The organism is Desulfogranum aggregans (assembly GCF_055398265.1).
The window spans coordinates 830,391-846,916 of sequence record NZ_AP042447.1 but is presented as its reverse complement, the minus strand read 5'-3'; the positions used below and the strand labels follow the sequence as shown (position 1 = coordinate 846,916).

The following is a 16,526-nucleotide window of genomic DNA, read 5'->3' as shown; positions in this document are numbered from 1 at the left end:
ACATTTGAGAGATGGAACGAAAAGTCATCCATCTCAATATTGCCGACTTCAGCGTTGCTGTCGAGCGCTTGATGGACACCTCTCTTCGCAGTCGGCCATTGATCGTTGCCCCCCATGCTTCGCGTTCGCTTGTGTATGACATGAGTGAGGAGGCCTATCGCGACGGCGTCCGCAAGGGAATGCTTTTAACTTCTGCTGTCAGGCGTTGTCGCGGGGCGGTCGTGCTCCCGCCGCGACAGGAAAAATATCGACAGGCCCTGCTGGAGTGTTTTCGTCGTGCCAGGCATTTTACTCCTCTGGTAGAATGCTCCGACGGTAATGGCCATCTCTATCTCGATGTCACCGGCACGCATCGCCTCTTTGGCCCCGCTCCTGACATCGGATGGAGGCTGCGGAAAACATTGTTGCGGGAACTGGGGCTTGACCCCATCTGGTCTGTTGCGCCCAATAAACTGACAGCCAAGGTGGCAAGCCGCTTGGTTAAGCCAGTGGGGGAATACATTGTGGCCGCCGGTGAGGAGGAGTCTTTCCTCGCCCCCCTGCCCATTTCACTGCTGCCAGGCATCCTTTCTACAGATCTGCATTGCCTGCACGATATCCATATCAGGAAAGCCTCTGAGGTGGCAGCTTTAAGCGTGGAGGAACTGAGTGTCATATGCGGCAGGCGTGCCAGGACCCTCTACCAGATGGCCCGTGGTATCGATCAGGCACCGGTCCTCCCTTTTTCTTCCCACCCGGCAGGCAATGTTTTCGTGCATACCTTTACACCGGACACCAACCAGGCGACAGTCGTTCGCAGCGCATTGACAGCGCTTGTTGCCCGGGCCGGTCGCAGTTTACGAATCCGACACCTTGGCTGTCGCCGGGTTAGTGTGCAGCTGCTGTATACCGATGGGGCGACAGTTGCCCGTCAGGCCGTCACCCGAAACTCCGTTGCCGATGATTCAACCCTTGGACAACTCGCCCTTACCGCCTTATACCGTGCATGGCACAGAAGGGTACGGTTGCGGCAGCTCACTGTTTCCTGCAGCCGCTGCAGTAGACCGGTACAACAACTTTCCCTTTTTGGTGACAACAGCGAGAGTGAAAAGGAGCAAAAGGAACAAAGGCTGAGCAGTGCCTGTGACGCGATTTTCCGGCGATTCGGAGCCGGGGCTATCCGACGGGGGGGCGCTACAACCCAGTAGCAGGGATATGAACAGCAAGGCGCCTTTACGATCCGCTTCAGCGGCCCTTGGCCTCCACTCTCACTATTCGATGATGGAGGGAACGCCTTCCATGGAGGAACTCTGTCGTCATGTTCGTCAATTGGGATACCGCTCCCTTGCCGTGACCGACATCAATAACCTCTACGGAATCTGGAAGTATGTTGAAAGCTGTCGGGAACAGGGGCTTAAATCGATTATCGGCGCCGAAATCCGTACTGCCCAGTACCGCATGGTATGCCTGGTAAAGAACCAAACCGGGTATGGTAATCTCTGCCGTCTGCTCAGCAGATACCACGACCGATCCCTGTTTGACATTGAGGATGCGGTAAGCGTTTATCACCAGGGGCTGGTACTCCTGCCAACGACTATCCCCCTGCTTGATCACTGCCATGCATGCGGCGCCGATACCTTTGCCGCCATAGTCCGCAAACCTGATCAGTACAATCACGGTTTGCGCAACGCAGCCGCACGACGCGGTATTCGCGCGATTGCGGTCAATGACGCTTTTTTTCTCACTCCAGACGATTACCCTGTGCACCGATTGCTGCGCGCCATTGCCGATAATACCTCCATAAGCAGGCTGACTGCGGCCGATGATGCGGGGGCGGACGCCTACCTCGCTTCTCCAAAAGAGTTTGCCCAGCGGTTTGAACAGTGGCCGGAGGCAGTGCGCAACATCCGACAGGTTGAAGAACGATGCACCTTCACCAGCCCCCCTACCCGGCTGGTCCTGCCCCCCTGCAGCCATGGAGATGCCGATCAGCGTCTTTGGCAAGCTGCGTATACGGGAGCTGCCCAACGCTACGGGGTACCCCTTCCCGATGCTGTTGACTCTCGCCTGCGGCATGAGCTAAAGGTGATCGGCAACATGGGGTTTTCCTCCTATTTTCTGGTGGTTCAGGATATCGTCGGCTCGGTTTCCAGAACCTGCGGGCGAGGATCCGGAGCCGCCTCATTGGTAGCCTATTGCCTGTTTATCACCAATGTGTGCCCAATCAAGCACAACCTCTATTTTGAACGTTTTCTCAACCCTGGCAGGAGTGATGCGCCGGATATAGACGTCGACTTTTCCTGGGATGAACGCGATGCCGTCCTGCAGCGGGTGCTTACCGATTTCCAGGGCCATGCCGCCATGGTCTCCAACCATGTGATGCTGCAACCGCGCATGGCTATCCGGGAGACAGCCAAAGTCTTCGGTCTTCCTGGAGGAGAGATTTCCCGCATAACCAAAAAACTGCCCTGGATGTGGCGGGCGCAAGGTCGGCGAGGCTCCTCCCTTGCTTCGCTGGAAAGTCTCCCACAACTGAAGGGCGTGGAGCTTTCCGCCCCCTGGCCCAGGATACTGGCCATGGCGGAAAAAATTACCGGATGCCCCAGGTACCGCTCCGTGCATCCGGGAGGCGTGGTCATCACTCCGGAGCCGATCAGCGGATATGTGCCGGTGGAGTATGCACCCAAAGGGGTCCCTATTATCCAATGGGAAAAAGATGGCACCGAAAGCGGGGGGCTGGTCAAGATCGACCTGTTGGGCAACCGCAGTCTGGGCGTCATCAGGGATACGGTTGCCGCCATCCGCCGCCAGCACCTTCCTTTCGACGAAACCAGGTGGGAGCCCGAAGATGACCCCATGACCAGGGCCGGTATCGCCCGGGGAGACACGATGGGATGCTTTTATATAGAAAGCCCTGCCACCCGGCTATTGCAGAAAAAGGCCGGGGTCGGAGATTTTGCTCATATGGTCATCCATTCCTCGATCATCCGTCCGGCAGCCAATGAGTTTATTCGCGAATACCTGCGTCGTCTTCATGGCGGCCAATGGCAACCGCTTCATCCGCTGGTGGGCAACGTGCTCGACGAAACCTACGGTATTATGGTCTACCAGGAAGATGTATCACGGGTGGCGGTGCAGTTCGGCTTCAGTCACAGTGACGCTGACCGTCTGCGCAAGATCATGTCCAAAAAGGATAAGGACAGAAAACTCCGGGACTATCAGCAATCTTTTCTGGCAAAGGCAAGGGAACGCGGTGTGGATGATGCCACTGCCGCCCGCATCTGGGAGATGATGATGAGCTTTGACGGTTACTCCTTTTGCAAACCCCACTCAGCAAGCTATGCCAAGGTCTCTTTTCAGGCAGCCTATCTCAAGGTCCATTATCCGGCAGAGTTCATGGCCGCAGTTATCTCCAACCAGGGAGGATTTTATTCGACCTTCGCCTATGTCTCCGAGGCTAAGCGCATGGGGCTGACCATTATCCCACCGGATGTTCGCACAAGCGAAATACCCTGGACAGGCCGGGGAAACAGGCTACAGGTAGGGTTCATGGCTGTCCAGGGGCTTTCGCACAGGACTGCTGAACGCCTGGTGGATCAGCGCGCCAGACGTCCCTTTGCCTCAGCCATGGACTTTTTCACCAGGATCGCGCCGGAAGCGGACGAAGCCCGCGCCCTTATCCATTGCGGTGCCCTGGACGAGCTGGAACCCTACGAAGGCGAGCAGAATCGGGCGGCATTGTGCTGGCTGCTCGCTCGCTGGCAGAAAGGCAAAAGCGTTGAAACCGGCTCCCTGTTTGTCCCGTCAGTCAAGCCGCCGCCGCTTCCCGAAGGAGAACCGCTGGAACGGCTGCGCAGTGAGTTCCGGGTTCTCGGCTTTCTCTGCGCATGTCATCCCATCATTCTCTTTGATCGATATCGTCGCAGGTTGAAAACAGTGCGTGCCCGGGATATGGAGAACTGGCCGCCACTCCAGTCGTCATCGGCCAGGTGCCGTCTTCGTTTCTTGGGGTGGATGATTACCGGAAAGGTGGTAGGGACCAAGCAGGGGGAAACTATGCAATTTCTCAGTTTTGAAGATGAAACCGGTCAGGTGGAGTGTACCTTCTTTCCCCGGATATACGACCGGTTCTGTCATCTGCTTCACCGCAAAGGTCCCCTGCTGTTGGAGGGATACATCGATCAGGAGTTCGGTGTATCCACCCTTACCGTTGAACGGGCCGCAGACCGCAGCACCTGTTTTCAGTTCACGGCTATGCCCGATGCACGGCCTGTAGCGAAAAAAATGGGAGGTTAGCTTTTTTTACGTTTGGCGATTTTTTTGCTATATTTTTGTTTTTTAAATTGGCGCTTGGCTTCAGCCAGCCGTTTGGCGGTTTCTTGTATGCATTGTTCCTGAGCCGATACCGCTTTGGCGGACGAATCGGGTTTTCGCTGGAGGTAGGAGCCATCGGCGCGCATATCCCATGCACCCCGCTGATCAGCGAGCTGCAGGTCGATAAATCTACGTAATTGTTGGCAGAGGACCGGTGCACGGATAGGGGTGATGACCTCAACCCGTCTTTCCAGGTTGCGCTTCATCAGGTCTGCTGAACCGATGAAATACTGCTCCTCTCCCTGGTGCTGAAAATAATAAATGCGGGCGTGTTCGAGAAAACGGCCGACAATGGAAATAACGGAAATATTGTCGGAAAGGCCGGGAATGCCTGGTCTGAGGAGGCAACTGTCACGGACGATAAGGTTTACCTTTACTCCGGCCTGGGAGGCCTGGTAAAGCGCTTTGATGATATCGAAATCGGTGAGGGCATTGGTCTTCAACTGGATCAAACCTGGGGCATCATCGCTATGCAGCTCGATTTCCTTATGGATGAGCTCAAGGAGTGTGGTTTTCAGCACCTTGGGTGAAGGGAGCAGTTTCTTGTAATTACGAAGCGGTGCGTATCCCATGGTCAGGTAATTAAACAGCTCGGTCAAGTCATTGCCGAGTTCCTGATCGCAGGTCAGCAGACCGAAGTCACTGTACATGCGGGCCGTACCTGCATGGTAATTACCGGTCCCTATGTGGGCATAGCGGCGGAGGCCGAGATAATCCTGACGGACAACAAAGATGACCTTGCAGTGGGTTTTGAGGCCGACAACGCCGTAGGTAACGTGAATTCCCGCCTCTTCAAGGGAGGTTGCCCAACGGATATTGGCTGATTCATCAAATCGTGCCATCAGTTCAACGACCACTGCCACCTGTTTCCCATTCTGGGCAGCCTCAAGCAGGTATTTGATAATCTGTGAGTCGGCCGAGGTACGGTAGAGGGTCATTTTAATGGCCAGCACTTTCGGGTCGCGACTCGCCTCTTTGAGAAACCGTTCCACCGACGAACTGAACGACTCATAGGGGTGCTGCAGGAGGAACGGCCCCTCCTCCCTGATCAGGTGAAAGATGTTGGGAGAGTCGCCGGCCAACCTATAATGGTCAAGAGGTTGATGCACCGGATAGTGCAGGTGAGGTTTATGGATGCCAGCGATCTGAAACAGATCCCGCTTGTCCATGATGCCGTCTACTTCAAACACGTCTTTGCGCGAGTCGATGCCGAGTTCTGCCGCCAGCATGCCGCGGTGCTGCCTGGTCATGTTGCTGCTTACTTCCAGCCGGACAATGGAGGCGAATTTACGATTTTGGAGCGCTGTTTCGATCATGGCCAGCAGGTCGGTTGCCAGATCAAGGGTTTTTTCGGTAATCGCGTTCCTGGTGACCCGAAAAAATTCACAACTTTCGATAACCATTCCCGGAAAAAGGACTTCCAGGTTATTGGCAACCAGGTCCTCAAAACGAACGTAAACATCGGTCCCCTCCTGCACCTCAATAAAACGGGGAATACCGACCTCGCTGGGAATTTTTATCCGATTGAGATAGGTGTGGTCACTGTTCTCATGATGGGTTGCCACCAGCAGGTTGAGCGAGAGGTTGGAAATAAAGGGAAACGGATGGGCCGGATCCATGCCCTGTGGGGTAAGGAGCGGATAGATACTGTCTTGAAAGTAGGTGTCCAGTGCACTTTGTTGCTCCTTCTCCAGATCCGTATATTCGATAATATGAATACTTTCCTTGGCCAGGAGCTTGAGCAGGGTTGTTTCCAATTCCTGCTGCTGACGCAGGAGATCACGGATCACGGCATAGGATTCATCGATCTGCTGCTGTGGTGTTCTTCCATCATCAGACAGACGCTTGAGATCGGCACCGACCTGCTGTTTGAGTCCGCCGATCCGCTTCATGAAAAATTCATCAAGATTGTTGCTGATAATGGCAAGAAAATTGACCCTTTCCAGAAGAGGGTTACGTTCATCCTGGCCTTCATGCAGTACCCGGCGGTTGAACTCAAGCCAGGTCAGCTCGCGATTGAGAAACCATTTGCTGCTGTTCAGATCAAAGGTGGCAGGTGCTTCTTTGGCCGATGCTTGTTTTTTGGTCGTGTCTTTTGCCATATTCTCAACAGCCTTGTGTGTGCTCAATTCCATGGGTTGCCTCGCGCTGGGATACGTGGCCGGTAGTTACGTGCGGGGTCTGTGAGGGTTAGTTCCCTGCCTGCTATTCATCCTCCGGAGGAAAATGAGTGAGGATCTCATCCACATAGCTGTTTATCGCCTGTTGCATTTTTTCCTGGTCCTTGTATTTCTTGACAATACCGGTTCCAGCGCCTCGCCAAATCAGTTCCTTGTTTTTGGCGTCTACAATATCGATGATCAGGGTGCCCTCAGTGTAGTAATTGACATCTATACGTCCGCCATACGCAGGGCCGACTCCCCACCACGGGTCGTACCAGGGAGAACCGTAGTAGCCCCCGGGACCGCCCCAGTTGGTCACGCGCATTTTCTCCTGTGTTCCGGCGTGGGCAACCACGTACATATCCGGTATGGCATTCACCGCTTGGGTGTACCCCCGGCCGGCAAGATAGGCGTCTACCGCTGAAACAACCCGTTTTTTCAGCAACGGGTTCGCCTCAAGAGCGTCATTCTGTACATTGGCCATGCGCCAACTATAGGTTGTGATCGCACTAAAGTCAGCTTCCTGATCATAGTCATAGTTGACCTGAATGGTGCTGCAGCCAAAAAGCGTCAGCAGTACGAGCAGAGCAAGGATAAAGCGTTGCGGTTGCATGGTATTCCTCCCTTGGAATGTTTTTGCGAATAATCAAGAGTGCCGCAAAAGAAAATTTGCATACCTTGCCTGACAAACCGTGAGGGCTTTCAGGTGGTGTCATCTCCTCTTTTTTCGGCAAATACATTACTCCCCCCCTCTTCCTCGGGAAGAATATAGCCGAGGCCGTAACAGACAGGGCATTCTTCGCGGGTGAGCAGAAAACGGCTTTCCCCTTGAAAAAAACCGATTTCACCGGTTCCTCCGCAGCTGGGACAGATTGTTTTACTTTTCTCAGCAGTCATGGCCGTGCACGTAGAGAATCAATGATTGATTAGCTGCTGGCTGCCTGTTGTGCAGCCTGCAGAGTGTTTTTCATCAGCATGGTGATGGTCATGGGGCCGACGCCTCCGGGAACTGGCGTGATGGCGGCAGCCTTTTCCTTGACGGTTTCAAAATCGACGTCGCCGACGAGAATAGCCTTTCCTTCAGGGGTCTCCCCTACCCTGTTCACCCCTACATCAATAACCACCACCCCTTGCTTAACGTCATCTGCGGAAATCATCTTTGCTACTCCAGCGGCGACAATGAGGATATCGGCTCTCCTGGTGTGAAAGGCAAGGTCACGGGTGCGGGTGTGGCACAGGGTAACAGTGGCATTGCCGCTGTCGCGTTTCTGCAGCATAAGGTTTGCCACCGGTTTACCGACGATATTGGAACGACCGACAATGACCACTTCCGCCCCAGAAGTCTCGTATCCGGAACGACGGAGCAATTCAAGAATACCGTGAGGCGTGCAGGGGAGAAAACATTGTTCACCAAGTACCATTTTGCCCACATTCACAGGATGGAAGCCATCCACATCCTTGTCGGGATCAATGGCAAAAAGAACCTTGGCCTCATTGATGTGCCGGGGCAGCGGAAGTTGCACCAGGATACCATGGATCTGCGGATCACGATTATAGCTCGCAACAAGTTCCAGCAGTTCCTCTTCCGGAGTATCTGCGGGCAGATTGATCTGTTTGGAGTAGATACCCAGTGCGGCGGCTGTCTTATTTTTTGCCGCTACATAAGATTTTGACGCCGGGTCCTCCCCTACGAGTATTGTGACAAGCCCCGGGACAATATTGCGGGCGGTTTTGAGAGCCGCCACCTCTTCAGCTATTTCCTGGCGAATGGCTTTGGCAATTTCAGCTCCGCGGATAATCTTTGCACTCATTTGTTTTCCGTTAAAATAAAAAGGGATAAATAGAATATCTTCGTATGTATACTATGTATAATGCGGCCTGACTGTAATCGCAGCAAATTTGTCAGCTTTTTCCCTTCCTGTTTCCAGGAGAGACTGCCTGCAGCAGCTGATCGAGGGCCGTCTGACGCAGCGAGGTGTCCCGGTTGTTGATCCCCATGGCCAACGCCTTTCTCGTTCCGACGAGGACAACAAGTTTTTTCCCTCGGGTAATGCCGGTATACAACAGGTTGCGAAACAGCATCTTGAAATGCTGGGTTACGACCGGAATGATTACTGCGTCGAATTCGGACCCCTGTGATTTATGAATGGTAATGGCATAGGCCAGGTCGAGCTCGGTGATCTGTTCCCGACTGTATTCCACCAGACGAAAGTCGGGGTAAAAAGCCACATGCAGGGTGAGGTTGGTGTTGTCCACCTGTTCTACTCGGCCAATATCCCCATTGAACACATTCAGTTCATAATTATTACGCCTATGGATGACCCTGTCGCCCACTCGAAAAATCCGCTCACCAATACTGATTTCCGGTTTAGCCGCTGCCGGAGGATTGCTGTTTTTCTGGAGAACAAGATTGAGGTTTGCAGTGCCTAAAGATCCGCGAATCATGGGCGAAAGCACCTGGATCTCGGCATGCTTGCCCAGGTATTTGGGTATCCATTGCAGGTAAAGCTGACGGACCACGTCTTGGGCGGTGAGCCCATAGTAAAGGGAGGACCAGGGGTGGGTTTTGGCAGCAAGGGTCAACAGTGTTTCAGCACCCGGTTCAGCAGTAGCCAGAGCACCAAGGTCAACATGGTTGAAGCCACCAGGTAGATTGAACGGCACACTTGCACTGTCATCACCCGTCCTCGGTGGTGCATAGGGGGAACTGTCGAAAGCTTCCTCGCGCTGTTCGATATCCTGAAAATGGTGTTTTACCCGTGCTGCAAATCGCAGCTGTTGTTGTGTTGCTTCGTCTGAATCGATGAAAAAACAGTCTTTTGTTCTCCATACTTCAGGTTTTTTAAAGGGTGAGTCAAGTTTTGGGACCTCGCCGGCGTTGATCTGGTGAGCGGCGCTGATGATGCAGGAGGCAGTGGCCTGACGGAAGATAGTGGTTAGGTGAAAGCAAGGGACGCCCTGTGAGGCAATCAGGTCCTTGAGTACGTTGCCCGCTCCAACCGATGGCAGCTGATCGGCATCACCGATGAACAGCATCGCTGTTTCCGGTTTAACAGCCCGCAGCAGTGACGCTGTCAGGGTAATATCAAGCATGGACGTCTCGTCAATAATGAGAAAATCGGTCGTAAGGGGATTTTCTTCATTACGCTTGAACCCTGTACCCTGAAACTCCAAGAGACGATGAATGGTTTTCGCCTCCTGGCCAATCACCTCTCCCATACGTTGGGCGGCTCGTCCGGTTGGAGCGGTCAACAGTACTCGTTTTTCCATGGCATGCAGCAAGGCGACAATAGCCCTGGTTGCGGTTGTTTTTCCGCATCCTGGCCCACCGGTCAAAATCGAGCATCGCTGATTGACAATGGCGCAGATTGCCGCTTTCTGTTCGGCACTGAACGAAAAGCCAATGGATTCTGCATAACGTTCCACCCACTGTATAACCCAATCTTGCTCCTCTCCCATGGATCCGACCTGGGCACGGACCCGTTCAGCAGTATACTGTTCGTCATAAAAGAGCGATTTAGCATAGTAGCAGGTTGAAGGTTCGCTGGCTTCCCCCAGAACAAGCTGCCGCACGCGAAGCAGTCCTTCCTGCTTCATGGTGTCGAGGTGAACGGGAACAATCGAATCCAGTTCAAGGGCAAGCAACTCGTTTACCCGCGAAATGACTTGTTTTGCGGTAAGAAAGCAGTCCCCTGACTCGCGCGAGGCAGAGAGAACGTGCCGTATGGCGGCTACGATCCGGACCTGGGAATCCGCTGCAAAACCAAGCGCCAATGCCACCCGGTCGGCGGTGAAAAAGCCGATCCCGTAAAAATCGCTAGCGAGCCGGTAGGGATTGTATCGGACTATTTCAATAGCGTCGTCCCCATACTGTTTGTAGATGCGGACAGCGAACAGAGTGGAGATTCCGTAGGACTGAAGAAACATCATCACGTCCCGTATCGCCTTATGGTCCGACCAGGCCTGCTTGATGGAGGCCAGTTTTTTGGCTGCTATTCCTGGAACATCAACCAGACGGTCAATGTTCTCTTCAAAGACGTCCAAGGTGGCATTGCCGAAGTGACCAACAATTTTTTTAGCGGTTTTGGGGCCGACGCCTTTGATGAGACCGGAGCCAAGGTATTTTTCCACGGCACCGGTCGTGGCCGGTTTGAGTTCAGTGGCAAAGGTGGCCTTGAACTGGCGGCCAAACCGGGGATGGTGCGTCCACGCCCCGGTAAACTCCATTGTCGCCCCCGCAAATACGCGCGTCTGGTGGACCGTAACGGTGATTAAGTCATCGTAGTGGTGAAAAGAGCTGACCTTAACCACCGACCAGCCGGTGGCTTCGTTGTGGTAGGTAACCCGTTCAACTACTCCCTTGATTTTTTCCTGGAGGGGCGTTTGCTGCAAAGGTCTTCCCTTGAGTCCATAGTTGTCTGAATCGTAGAGTCGTGGTAAATTAGGCGGGTATGTGGCAATACTATGATTTTTTCAGGGACAATGCGTAAAGTTTACCGAAAGCGCCCCTGATTTTCCACTATTATCCTTCTTATAGGTAGAGGTTCATGCCCCTAGAGGCAAGCGGTAAAAGGAGCGTACATATGCATCAGTGGCAGGGGAGTATCGTCAAAACTCTGGAACAAATTCGGCCGGCGCTGCAGCAGGATGGCGGGGATGTCGAGTTTATAGGGGTTGACCAGGACAATGTGGTCACGGTCCGGCTGACCGGCGCATGCCGGAATTGCCCTATGTCGGAAAAAACCCTTAAAGAGGGAATAGAAAAATTTATTCGCAGTGAAATACCCGCGGTCAAAAGCGTGCGGGCTGTGGAAGAGGGGTAAAGAAAAGGTCATGAGTTTTCTTGAAGGGTTACTGTGGCTCACCCTCAATGTATACCACGAGGCGCGCAGTGAACCGGAAATCGGGCAGATGGCGGTGGCGCATGTGACCCTGAACAGGGCCATTGAGGAACGTAAAAGCGTGGGTGAGATCGTTACCGCTCCCTACCAGTTCAGTTGGACCTTTCAGAAACGTTCGTATTTTCCCACCGAGTACCAGGCCCTGCAACAAAGTGCACGCATAGCGCTCAAGGCACTGACTACCCCTGATTTTACCAAGGGGGCGACCTTCTATCACCATACGGCCGTCAATCCTCACTGGGCTGGAGATATGACTTTTGTTGCCCAATACGGATCCCATAAGTTCTACCGTAACTGACCCCTGCTCGTCTTGGCTTCCCCTGCTGATTCCCCACGGTCGTAACCATAAAACACCCAACGATCTCCCAGCTGTTGCCCTCAACCCACTCTTGAGATGTAAAATAGGCGCGTGGACCCCACAGAGCAGGACACCCTGGGTCCTATTGAACAAGCGCTACCTCCCCGAACCTGCTTCGATCTGCGGCCGACTGCAGGTGTATTCGCGTTGCCGGCACAATAGATGAAGGGTCAGTGATATGCGGATTATAGCTCCAGAGGGCAGGCCAACGATAGCGACTGCCAAAATAGCGCTCGGCAATGGACTCAAAGCCGGTGGCTGCTGCTGGGACTTCCCGCGCCTTCAGCCAGATCACCGTTCCGGCGGCAAACGTTGATTGGGAATGGAGTTCAGGGTTCAAGCGGCGCAGGGCATTGCTATCCATGCCCCGTTCTGCCAGGTTATAGTCACCAATAATCTGGTCTGGAGTACTGGCGTTGTCGAGTCGGATGAACGTTGCCGGTCTGGGTTTGATAATAACAGAGGTTTCATCATAATTGGCTCGATCGCCTGCACGAACAGTAATTGTTCCGGCTGTCTGTCCCGGGGTAAGCACTCCCGCAGCGGTGATGGTGCAGCCAAGGTCCGGTGGGCGAATGGTGAATGCAGGCGTTGCTGCCTGTCCTTCAGCATCAACGGAAACGGTCGTGGTATCGACCGCCGGTGGTGAACCTCCCGGAGGGGTGGGCAGAGACCTGCGGACGGAAGGGGGATTGGCACGACATCGACGAAAAACCGTTGGCCCCACATAGTCTTCTACGATTTCCTGGTTGATGCCGCTGGCGTTGGCGCTTGTCACTGCCTTGAGTCGGTGTGTGCGCTCCTCAATTGCCCGACGGTGGGTTGTCGTTGCAACGGCTGTCGCTGCGTATGTTTGAGCGGGAAAGGTCAGATTCCGAAAATTCTGGGTTGCCGTCAACGCCTGAGGCAGTTGTCTCCTTGGGTTGGGATTGGACGCATTGCTCACAAAGGGACGGGCATCGGCCGTGTTGGACCAGGTCACATGATCTGGTCCAGCCATCGTTCCGCTCGCATCCAGGTTCCACCCGGCGGTTGCCGAATTCGGGTTATTCACGGTTAAATTCAAATTGATCAAAGCCCCTCTCAGCCTGAGGGTCGTGCCGCGTGCAGCAGCAAATCGCTCGTTGACATGGGTGCGTTCCAATGCCGACTGGCCGCCGCCAGGCGAGGTAAAGGTGTGGATAAAATCGCCGCCATATACCCCGGTGGCAGTGGTGGGTGAGGCACTTGTACTGGTGATGCCGGTAGGGATGGCAGTGAAATTAAACGGGGCCGTTGCCGGTGAAGTACTGACCAGTGTCCCTCCACCTGGACCATGGGCATTCTGACTGGCTGCCACATGTGCACTGCCACCGGTTTGAGCGGCTGCTACCGTGATCACCCCAGTCCGACTATCGATGGTGGTTGCGGAGTTGATGGTCGCGTTATCGCCAACAAGGGTAAAGGTCACCCCTGAAGCATTTGCAGGTCTTTTGCGCGCCCTGAAGGTTAACCCGCCAACCGGTGGGACGGTGACCCGGTCATGATTCACCCTGACGCCTGTAAGCGGCACCAGCCCACTCGCCTGCCGGTGGAGCCTGGGTCTGTTGCTTGGCAGAGGCGCCGGCAGTTCTCTCCCCTCAGACGCGGCCACGGCCTTCCTTTCTGCTGCTTCGCTCGGCCTGCTGATCCTGAGGTCTCCGGATGGGGCAGGCAGTGCGGGTGGATAATCCGCCACATGGCTCAACTCATGGAGGAGCAGCCGTTTGGCTGCCTCGGTTGAAGGATGAAAGTGCCCCTGGGCAAAGACGACTTGACGCCCCACTGTATATGCCTGGGCATTGACGGCCTGTGCGGATGTTGCCGCAAGTTCCCCGTCGTGAATGCGAACATCTGCGAAAGTATGACCAAACCTCGCCTCCATCTCAGTGCGCACCTTGGAAGGGAGTGGGCGACCGGGGCTGCTCAGCACCTCCTGCACGATTTTCGGTGCAACCTGGGGAGCTGGTCCGGATGGTTTACGCTGGAGGATTGGCCCTCCGCGGCCGTGTATGCCTTTACGTCCCTGTCCTGAGGGAGCCCGTTGAACTGCTGCTAAAGTGTACGTTTGCCGCTGCATTCCTCGTCGTCCTTTTTCAAATAGAGGTTGTGCACTTCCAGGCTCCTGCGGATAGAAAGCTGATGTACACGCCTTCCCATCCCTCTGCCCATGACAATCCACCCAGGTTTTGCCTACGGAGCCTTCATCGGCCAGGGCAGGACAACCGTAGCTTTGGATGCAGCGCAATGTTGTTCAATTTCCGCTGCTGACATTCCTTCCCGGCAGAGGCAGAAATAGGGCTTGATCCGCATGTACCTTGGCAGTTTGTTGCCAACGTTACAGGGAATCCACGTGCAGAACCAACGTGCGTCAGTTGGAAGTTCCTGAAAGTAGAACGGATAGGCGCCGTTCGAGGCGGTCTTTGCTGCGGCTTCACTAGCGGTAATTGCCCAGAAGTCAGTACCTTGCGGATCATCCGGATCATTGACGGTTATCGTTGTTTTGGGTTGTGACAACCCAAGGATATCCTCTATCACACTCTTGATGGTGGACCCAATAGCCACCAGGCACCCCAGTCCACCGCTGCCGACACAGCCCGCAACCGTACCCGTCACTTTGCCGCCGATCTTAAACGCTGCTTCAAGGGCATCTATCTCATCCTGTACCGTAATGGTTGCATCAAAGTCGCGCTCCATGAGGGTGGTATTGAGCCCCAGCCCCAGCTCTGTATCTATCTCACGATACAGCCCGGCTGGCGGCCAGATCGCCAGACCGGTAGCTAGTAACTTTTTCAGCGGAGGATTCGAGGGTTCTTCCCCAAAGGGCTTGTTGTCAGGCTCGTCAAAGTCGCCGGGCTTGACACTCTCCACGCCCACCCCTTCTCCGCAGCACCAGCGTGATGCGCCATGCTCAAGGGTTCCCTTGGAGGTGATCCCGTTGTTCCAGGTAAACACCAGGTAGGGCTCCTCCCCGCCGCCATATTTGTTGTCGTTATATTTCTCGTTATCATAGAGCTGTTTATCCGGCAGTACTTTGATTCCCGAATATGCATAGGCCGCTGAATTATTCAAGACCTGCATACCCAACCATCGCAGTGTATAGCGTTGCGGACAGCCATGTCGGTTTTTGGGGATATACTTACCTGAGGCTACTCCGGGAAGCGACGGGCAGAAGTCATCTTTATTCGGTATACCGTCTTCATCCTTATCAGGACAGCCATGGGTCAGTGTACCTTTCTGGCTCGGGCAAGCATCAAGAAAATCCGGTATACCGTCGCCGTCCGTATCTGCCGGCTTGGGAGGAGGTGTTGTCGCGTAGGACTCGCAGACCGCATTGGAAGGTCCTGACTCATTCACCTGCGGCTGCTGTCCGATTAAAGCTAGAGGACTGACCTTGAAGGCCTTGAGGTAGTAACAATACATATCCAGAGGATTGGCTGGTTTAGTCAACAGGTCGCGATAGGTGGTAACCGTCGGCCCAACACTCGTAACCAGCAGGGTTTTCTGAGGCAAGGGATTACCGGAAGGTTTGAACACTCTATACAGACGAAATCCGTCTGCATTGGTGGAGTGCGTTTGCCATTGCAGGGTTATTTCGTGATGCGGGAACTCCTGGTCCCACCGCGAGGTGTTCTGTGCGACCAGATTGCTCGGTGCAACGGGTGGGTCACCAAATTTTTTGCCAAGTATCGGAGTGTCCGCTCGTAAGCGGTCCCTGATATACTCCAGAGAAATCTCTCTGGAGCTCTCATTGGTCATTGCCACCACTTCAGCATCAAGCATCCTCGTCCTGGTTACCAGAGGGATTGCCTGGTAGTTTGCCAATGCTCGCTCAGACATTTTTCGAGCCGAAGGCGATGCATCCAGTATCGAGCGGATGTACTGATCAATCTCCGTACCTCCGGTATGGTCTGAAAAGTATCTTTTCAGGTAATACATGTACAGAGGTGTAAGGATACTGGCGGCCATATCTGCAGAACCGGCACCGCTGCTACTGATCTCAGCTACCTGTTGAGAGGTGTACACCTCCACATTATCGATAAATGCAAAGGAGTCTTCAATGGTTTCAAAAGCAATACTGCCGGCAAATAGAGGATTTTCATCTTCGACTTCCAAGACAGGCACGTCATCCACATACACTTGAATAATTCCCCTGACACCTCGAATTTCTATATCATACCATGCATCATGTTGAAGAGGCGTGGCATGAGCACCTAGCTCCTGAAATTTCCCCCAGGGGGTTTCCTTGTTCAGGTATACCCCATGCTCAGCGAATCCTACAAAATATCTCCCCTCTTCACTCACCCTAAAATTACAATGGATTCCACCGTTGAACAATTTAAGCCGTGCCCGTATGATGTAATCGCTCCACTCCCGGCCGCTCTGCAATCTTGCCCAGGAGTGCCCTTCTCCACGGAGGACGACATTATCTGCATCTCGCACCAGTCCCCACCCCGGCTCCAACTCCCAGTTGTTCAAAGGACGCGTTTCAAAATCATCTGCATACAGCATCCGCCTCGCCCACCCAGGAGCAGGATTGGCAAGCAGGAGGGTACTGCACACGATGAATAGGGCTCGCATAAACATTGTACTCTCCTCCCGCTTGTCAAAGGTGGTTGAACACTACCCATGTGTTTGAGCAAAAGCTGGAACACATACCAACACCCTTTTTCCTTGCTCTGGTCACGATGGGGAGAACAGTTTACGATTTACTTTGCATCTTTTATTCCTGCT

General features: G+C 54.0%; 11 protein-coding genes. 4 read left to right on the top strand and 7 right to left on the bottom strand.

Annotated features, from left to right (window positions below; all coding sequences use genetic code 11):
- Positions 1-11: 11 nt before the first annotated feature.
- On the top strand, positions 12-1,187 hold the full coding sequence (locus ACZ52Z_RS03955; protein ID WP_464269461.1) for a DNA polymerase Y family protein: 1,176 nt from the start codon (positions 12-14) through the stop codon (positions 1,185-1,187).
- Positions 1,123-4,275, top strand: a complete 3,153-nt coding sequence (locus ACZ52Z_RS03950; protein ID WP_464269460.1) for a DNA polymerase III subunit alpha — start codon at positions 1,123-1,125, stop codon at positions 4,273-4,275. Before ACZ52Z_RS03955 ends, ACZ52Z_RS03950 begins: the two co-directional genes overlap by 65 nt.
- Here the strand turns inward: ACZ52Z_RS03950 and ppk1 are convergent.
- The 5 genes from ppk1 to recD2 form a co-directional block, all read right to left on the bottom strand.
- A complete protein-coding gene (gene ppk1 / locus ACZ52Z_RS03945) occupies positions 4,272-6,455 on the bottom strand; it encodes a polyphosphate kinase 1 (protein WP_464270753.1) in 2,184 nt (727 codons plus the stop codon). The genes ACZ52Z_RS03950 and ppk1 overlap by 4 nt on opposite strands.
- A 103-nt stretch (positions 6,456-6,558) precedes the next feature.
- Complete coding sequence (locus tag ACZ52Z_RS03940; protein ID WP_464269459.1) at positions 6,559-7,128, bottom strand: DUF4136 domain-containing protein; 570 nt, start codon at positions 7,126-7,128, stop codon at positions 6,559-6,561.
- 89 nt (positions 7,129-7,217) lie between these two features.
- The gene (locus ACZ52Z_RS03935) at positions 7,218-7,412 is read right to left on the bottom strand and encodes a hypothetical protein (RefSeq protein ID WP_464269458.1); all 195 of its coding nucleotides are present in this window, start codon (positions 7,410-7,412) and stop codon (positions 7,218-7,220) included.
- Positions 7,413-7,441: 29 nt separating this feature from the next.
- Positions 7,442-8,326: a bifunctional 5,10-methylenetetrahydrofolate dehydrogenase/5,10-methenyltetrahydrofolate cyclohydrolase gene (locus ACZ52Z_RS03930; RefSeq protein WP_464269457.1), complete on the bottom strand. Its 885-nt coding sequence runs from the start codon at positions 8,324-8,326 to the stop codon at positions 7,442-7,444.
- A 91-nt stretch (positions 8,327-8,417) separates the two neighbouring features.
- Positions 8,418-10,907, bottom strand: a complete 2,490-nt coding sequence (recD2, locus tag ACZ52Z_RS03925; RefSeq protein WP_464269456.1) for an SF1B family DNA helicase RecD2 — start codon at positions 10,905-10,907, stop codon at positions 8,418-8,420.
- Between the two features lie 191 nt (positions 10,908-11,098).
- Between recD2 and ACZ52Z_RS03920 the strand changes: the two genes are divergently transcribed.
- Together ACZ52Z_RS03920 and ACZ52Z_RS03915 are read left to right on the top strand one after the other, a co-directional pair.
- Entirely contained in the window at positions 11,099-11,338 is a 240-nt protein-coding gene (locus tag ACZ52Z_RS03920; protein ID WP_464269455.1) for a NifU family protein, read from the top strand.
- A 10-nt stretch (positions 11,339-11,348) separates the two neighbouring features.
- Positions 11,349-11,714, top strand: coding sequence for a cell wall hydrolase (locus tag ACZ52Z_RS03915; protein ID WP_464269454.1), 366 nt, complete (start codon positions 11,349-11,351; stop codon positions 11,712-11,714).
- Between the two features lie 142 nt (positions 11,715-11,856).
- On the opposite strand, the gene ACZ52Z_RS03910 is transcribed toward ACZ52Z_RS03915, so the two are convergent.
- Both ACZ52Z_RS03910 and ACZ52Z_RS03905 read right to left on the bottom strand, forming a co-directional pair.
- Positions 11,857-13,872, bottom strand: coding sequence for an eCIS core domain-containing protein (locus ACZ52Z_RS03910; protein ID WP_464269453.1), 2,016 nt, complete (start codon positions 13,870-13,872; stop codon positions 11,857-11,859).
- Between the two features lie 113 nt (positions 13,873-13,985).
- On the bottom strand, positions 13,986-16,379 hold the full coding sequence (locus ACZ52Z_RS03905) for a thrombospondin type 3 repeat-containing protein (RefSeq protein WP_464269452.1): 2,394 nt from the start codon (positions 16,377-16,379) through the stop codon (positions 13,986-13,988).
- Positions 16,380-16,526 lie beyond the last annotated feature (147 nt).

Excerpts from the sequence above, each read along its gene's own strand:
- ACZ52Z_RS03915 (WP_464269454.1), top strand. The coding sequence starts at position 11,349 with ATGAGTTTTCTTGAAGGGTTACTGTGGCTCACCCTCAATGTATACCAC.
- ACZ52Z_RS03940 (WP_464269459.1), bottom strand. The coding sequence starts at position 7,128 with ATGCAACCGCAACGCTTTATCCTTGCTCTGCTCGTACTGCTGACGCTT.
- ppk1 (WP_464270753.1), bottom strand. The coding sequence starts at position 6,455 with ATGGCAAAAGACACGACCAAAAAACAAGCATCGGCCAAAGAAGCACCT.
- ACZ52Z_RS03920 (WP_464269455.1), top strand. The coding sequence starts at position 11,099 with ATGCATCAGTGGCAGGGGAGTATCGTCAAAACTCTGGAACAAATTCGG.
- ACZ52Z_RS03935 (WP_464269458.1), bottom strand. The coding sequence starts at position 7,412 with ATGACTGCTGAGAAAAGTAAAACAATCTGTCCCAGCTGCGGAGGAACC.
- ACZ52Z_RS03955 (WP_464269461.1), top strand. The coding sequence starts at position 12 with ATGGAACGAAAAGTCATCCATCTCAATATTGCCGACTTCAGCGTTGCT.
- ACZ52Z_RS03910 (WP_464269453.1), bottom strand. The coding sequence starts at position 13,872 with ATGCAGCGGCAAACGTACACTTTAGCAGCAGTTCAACGGGCTCCCTCA.
- ACZ52Z_RS03905 (WP_464269452.1), bottom strand. The coding sequence starts at position 16,379 with ATGTTTATGCGAGCCCTATTCATCGTGTGCAGTACCCTCCTGCTTGCC.
- ACZ52Z_RS03930 (WP_464269457.1), bottom strand. The coding sequence starts at position 8,326 with ATGAGTGCAAAGATTATCCGCGGAGCTGAAATTGCCAAAGCCATTCGC.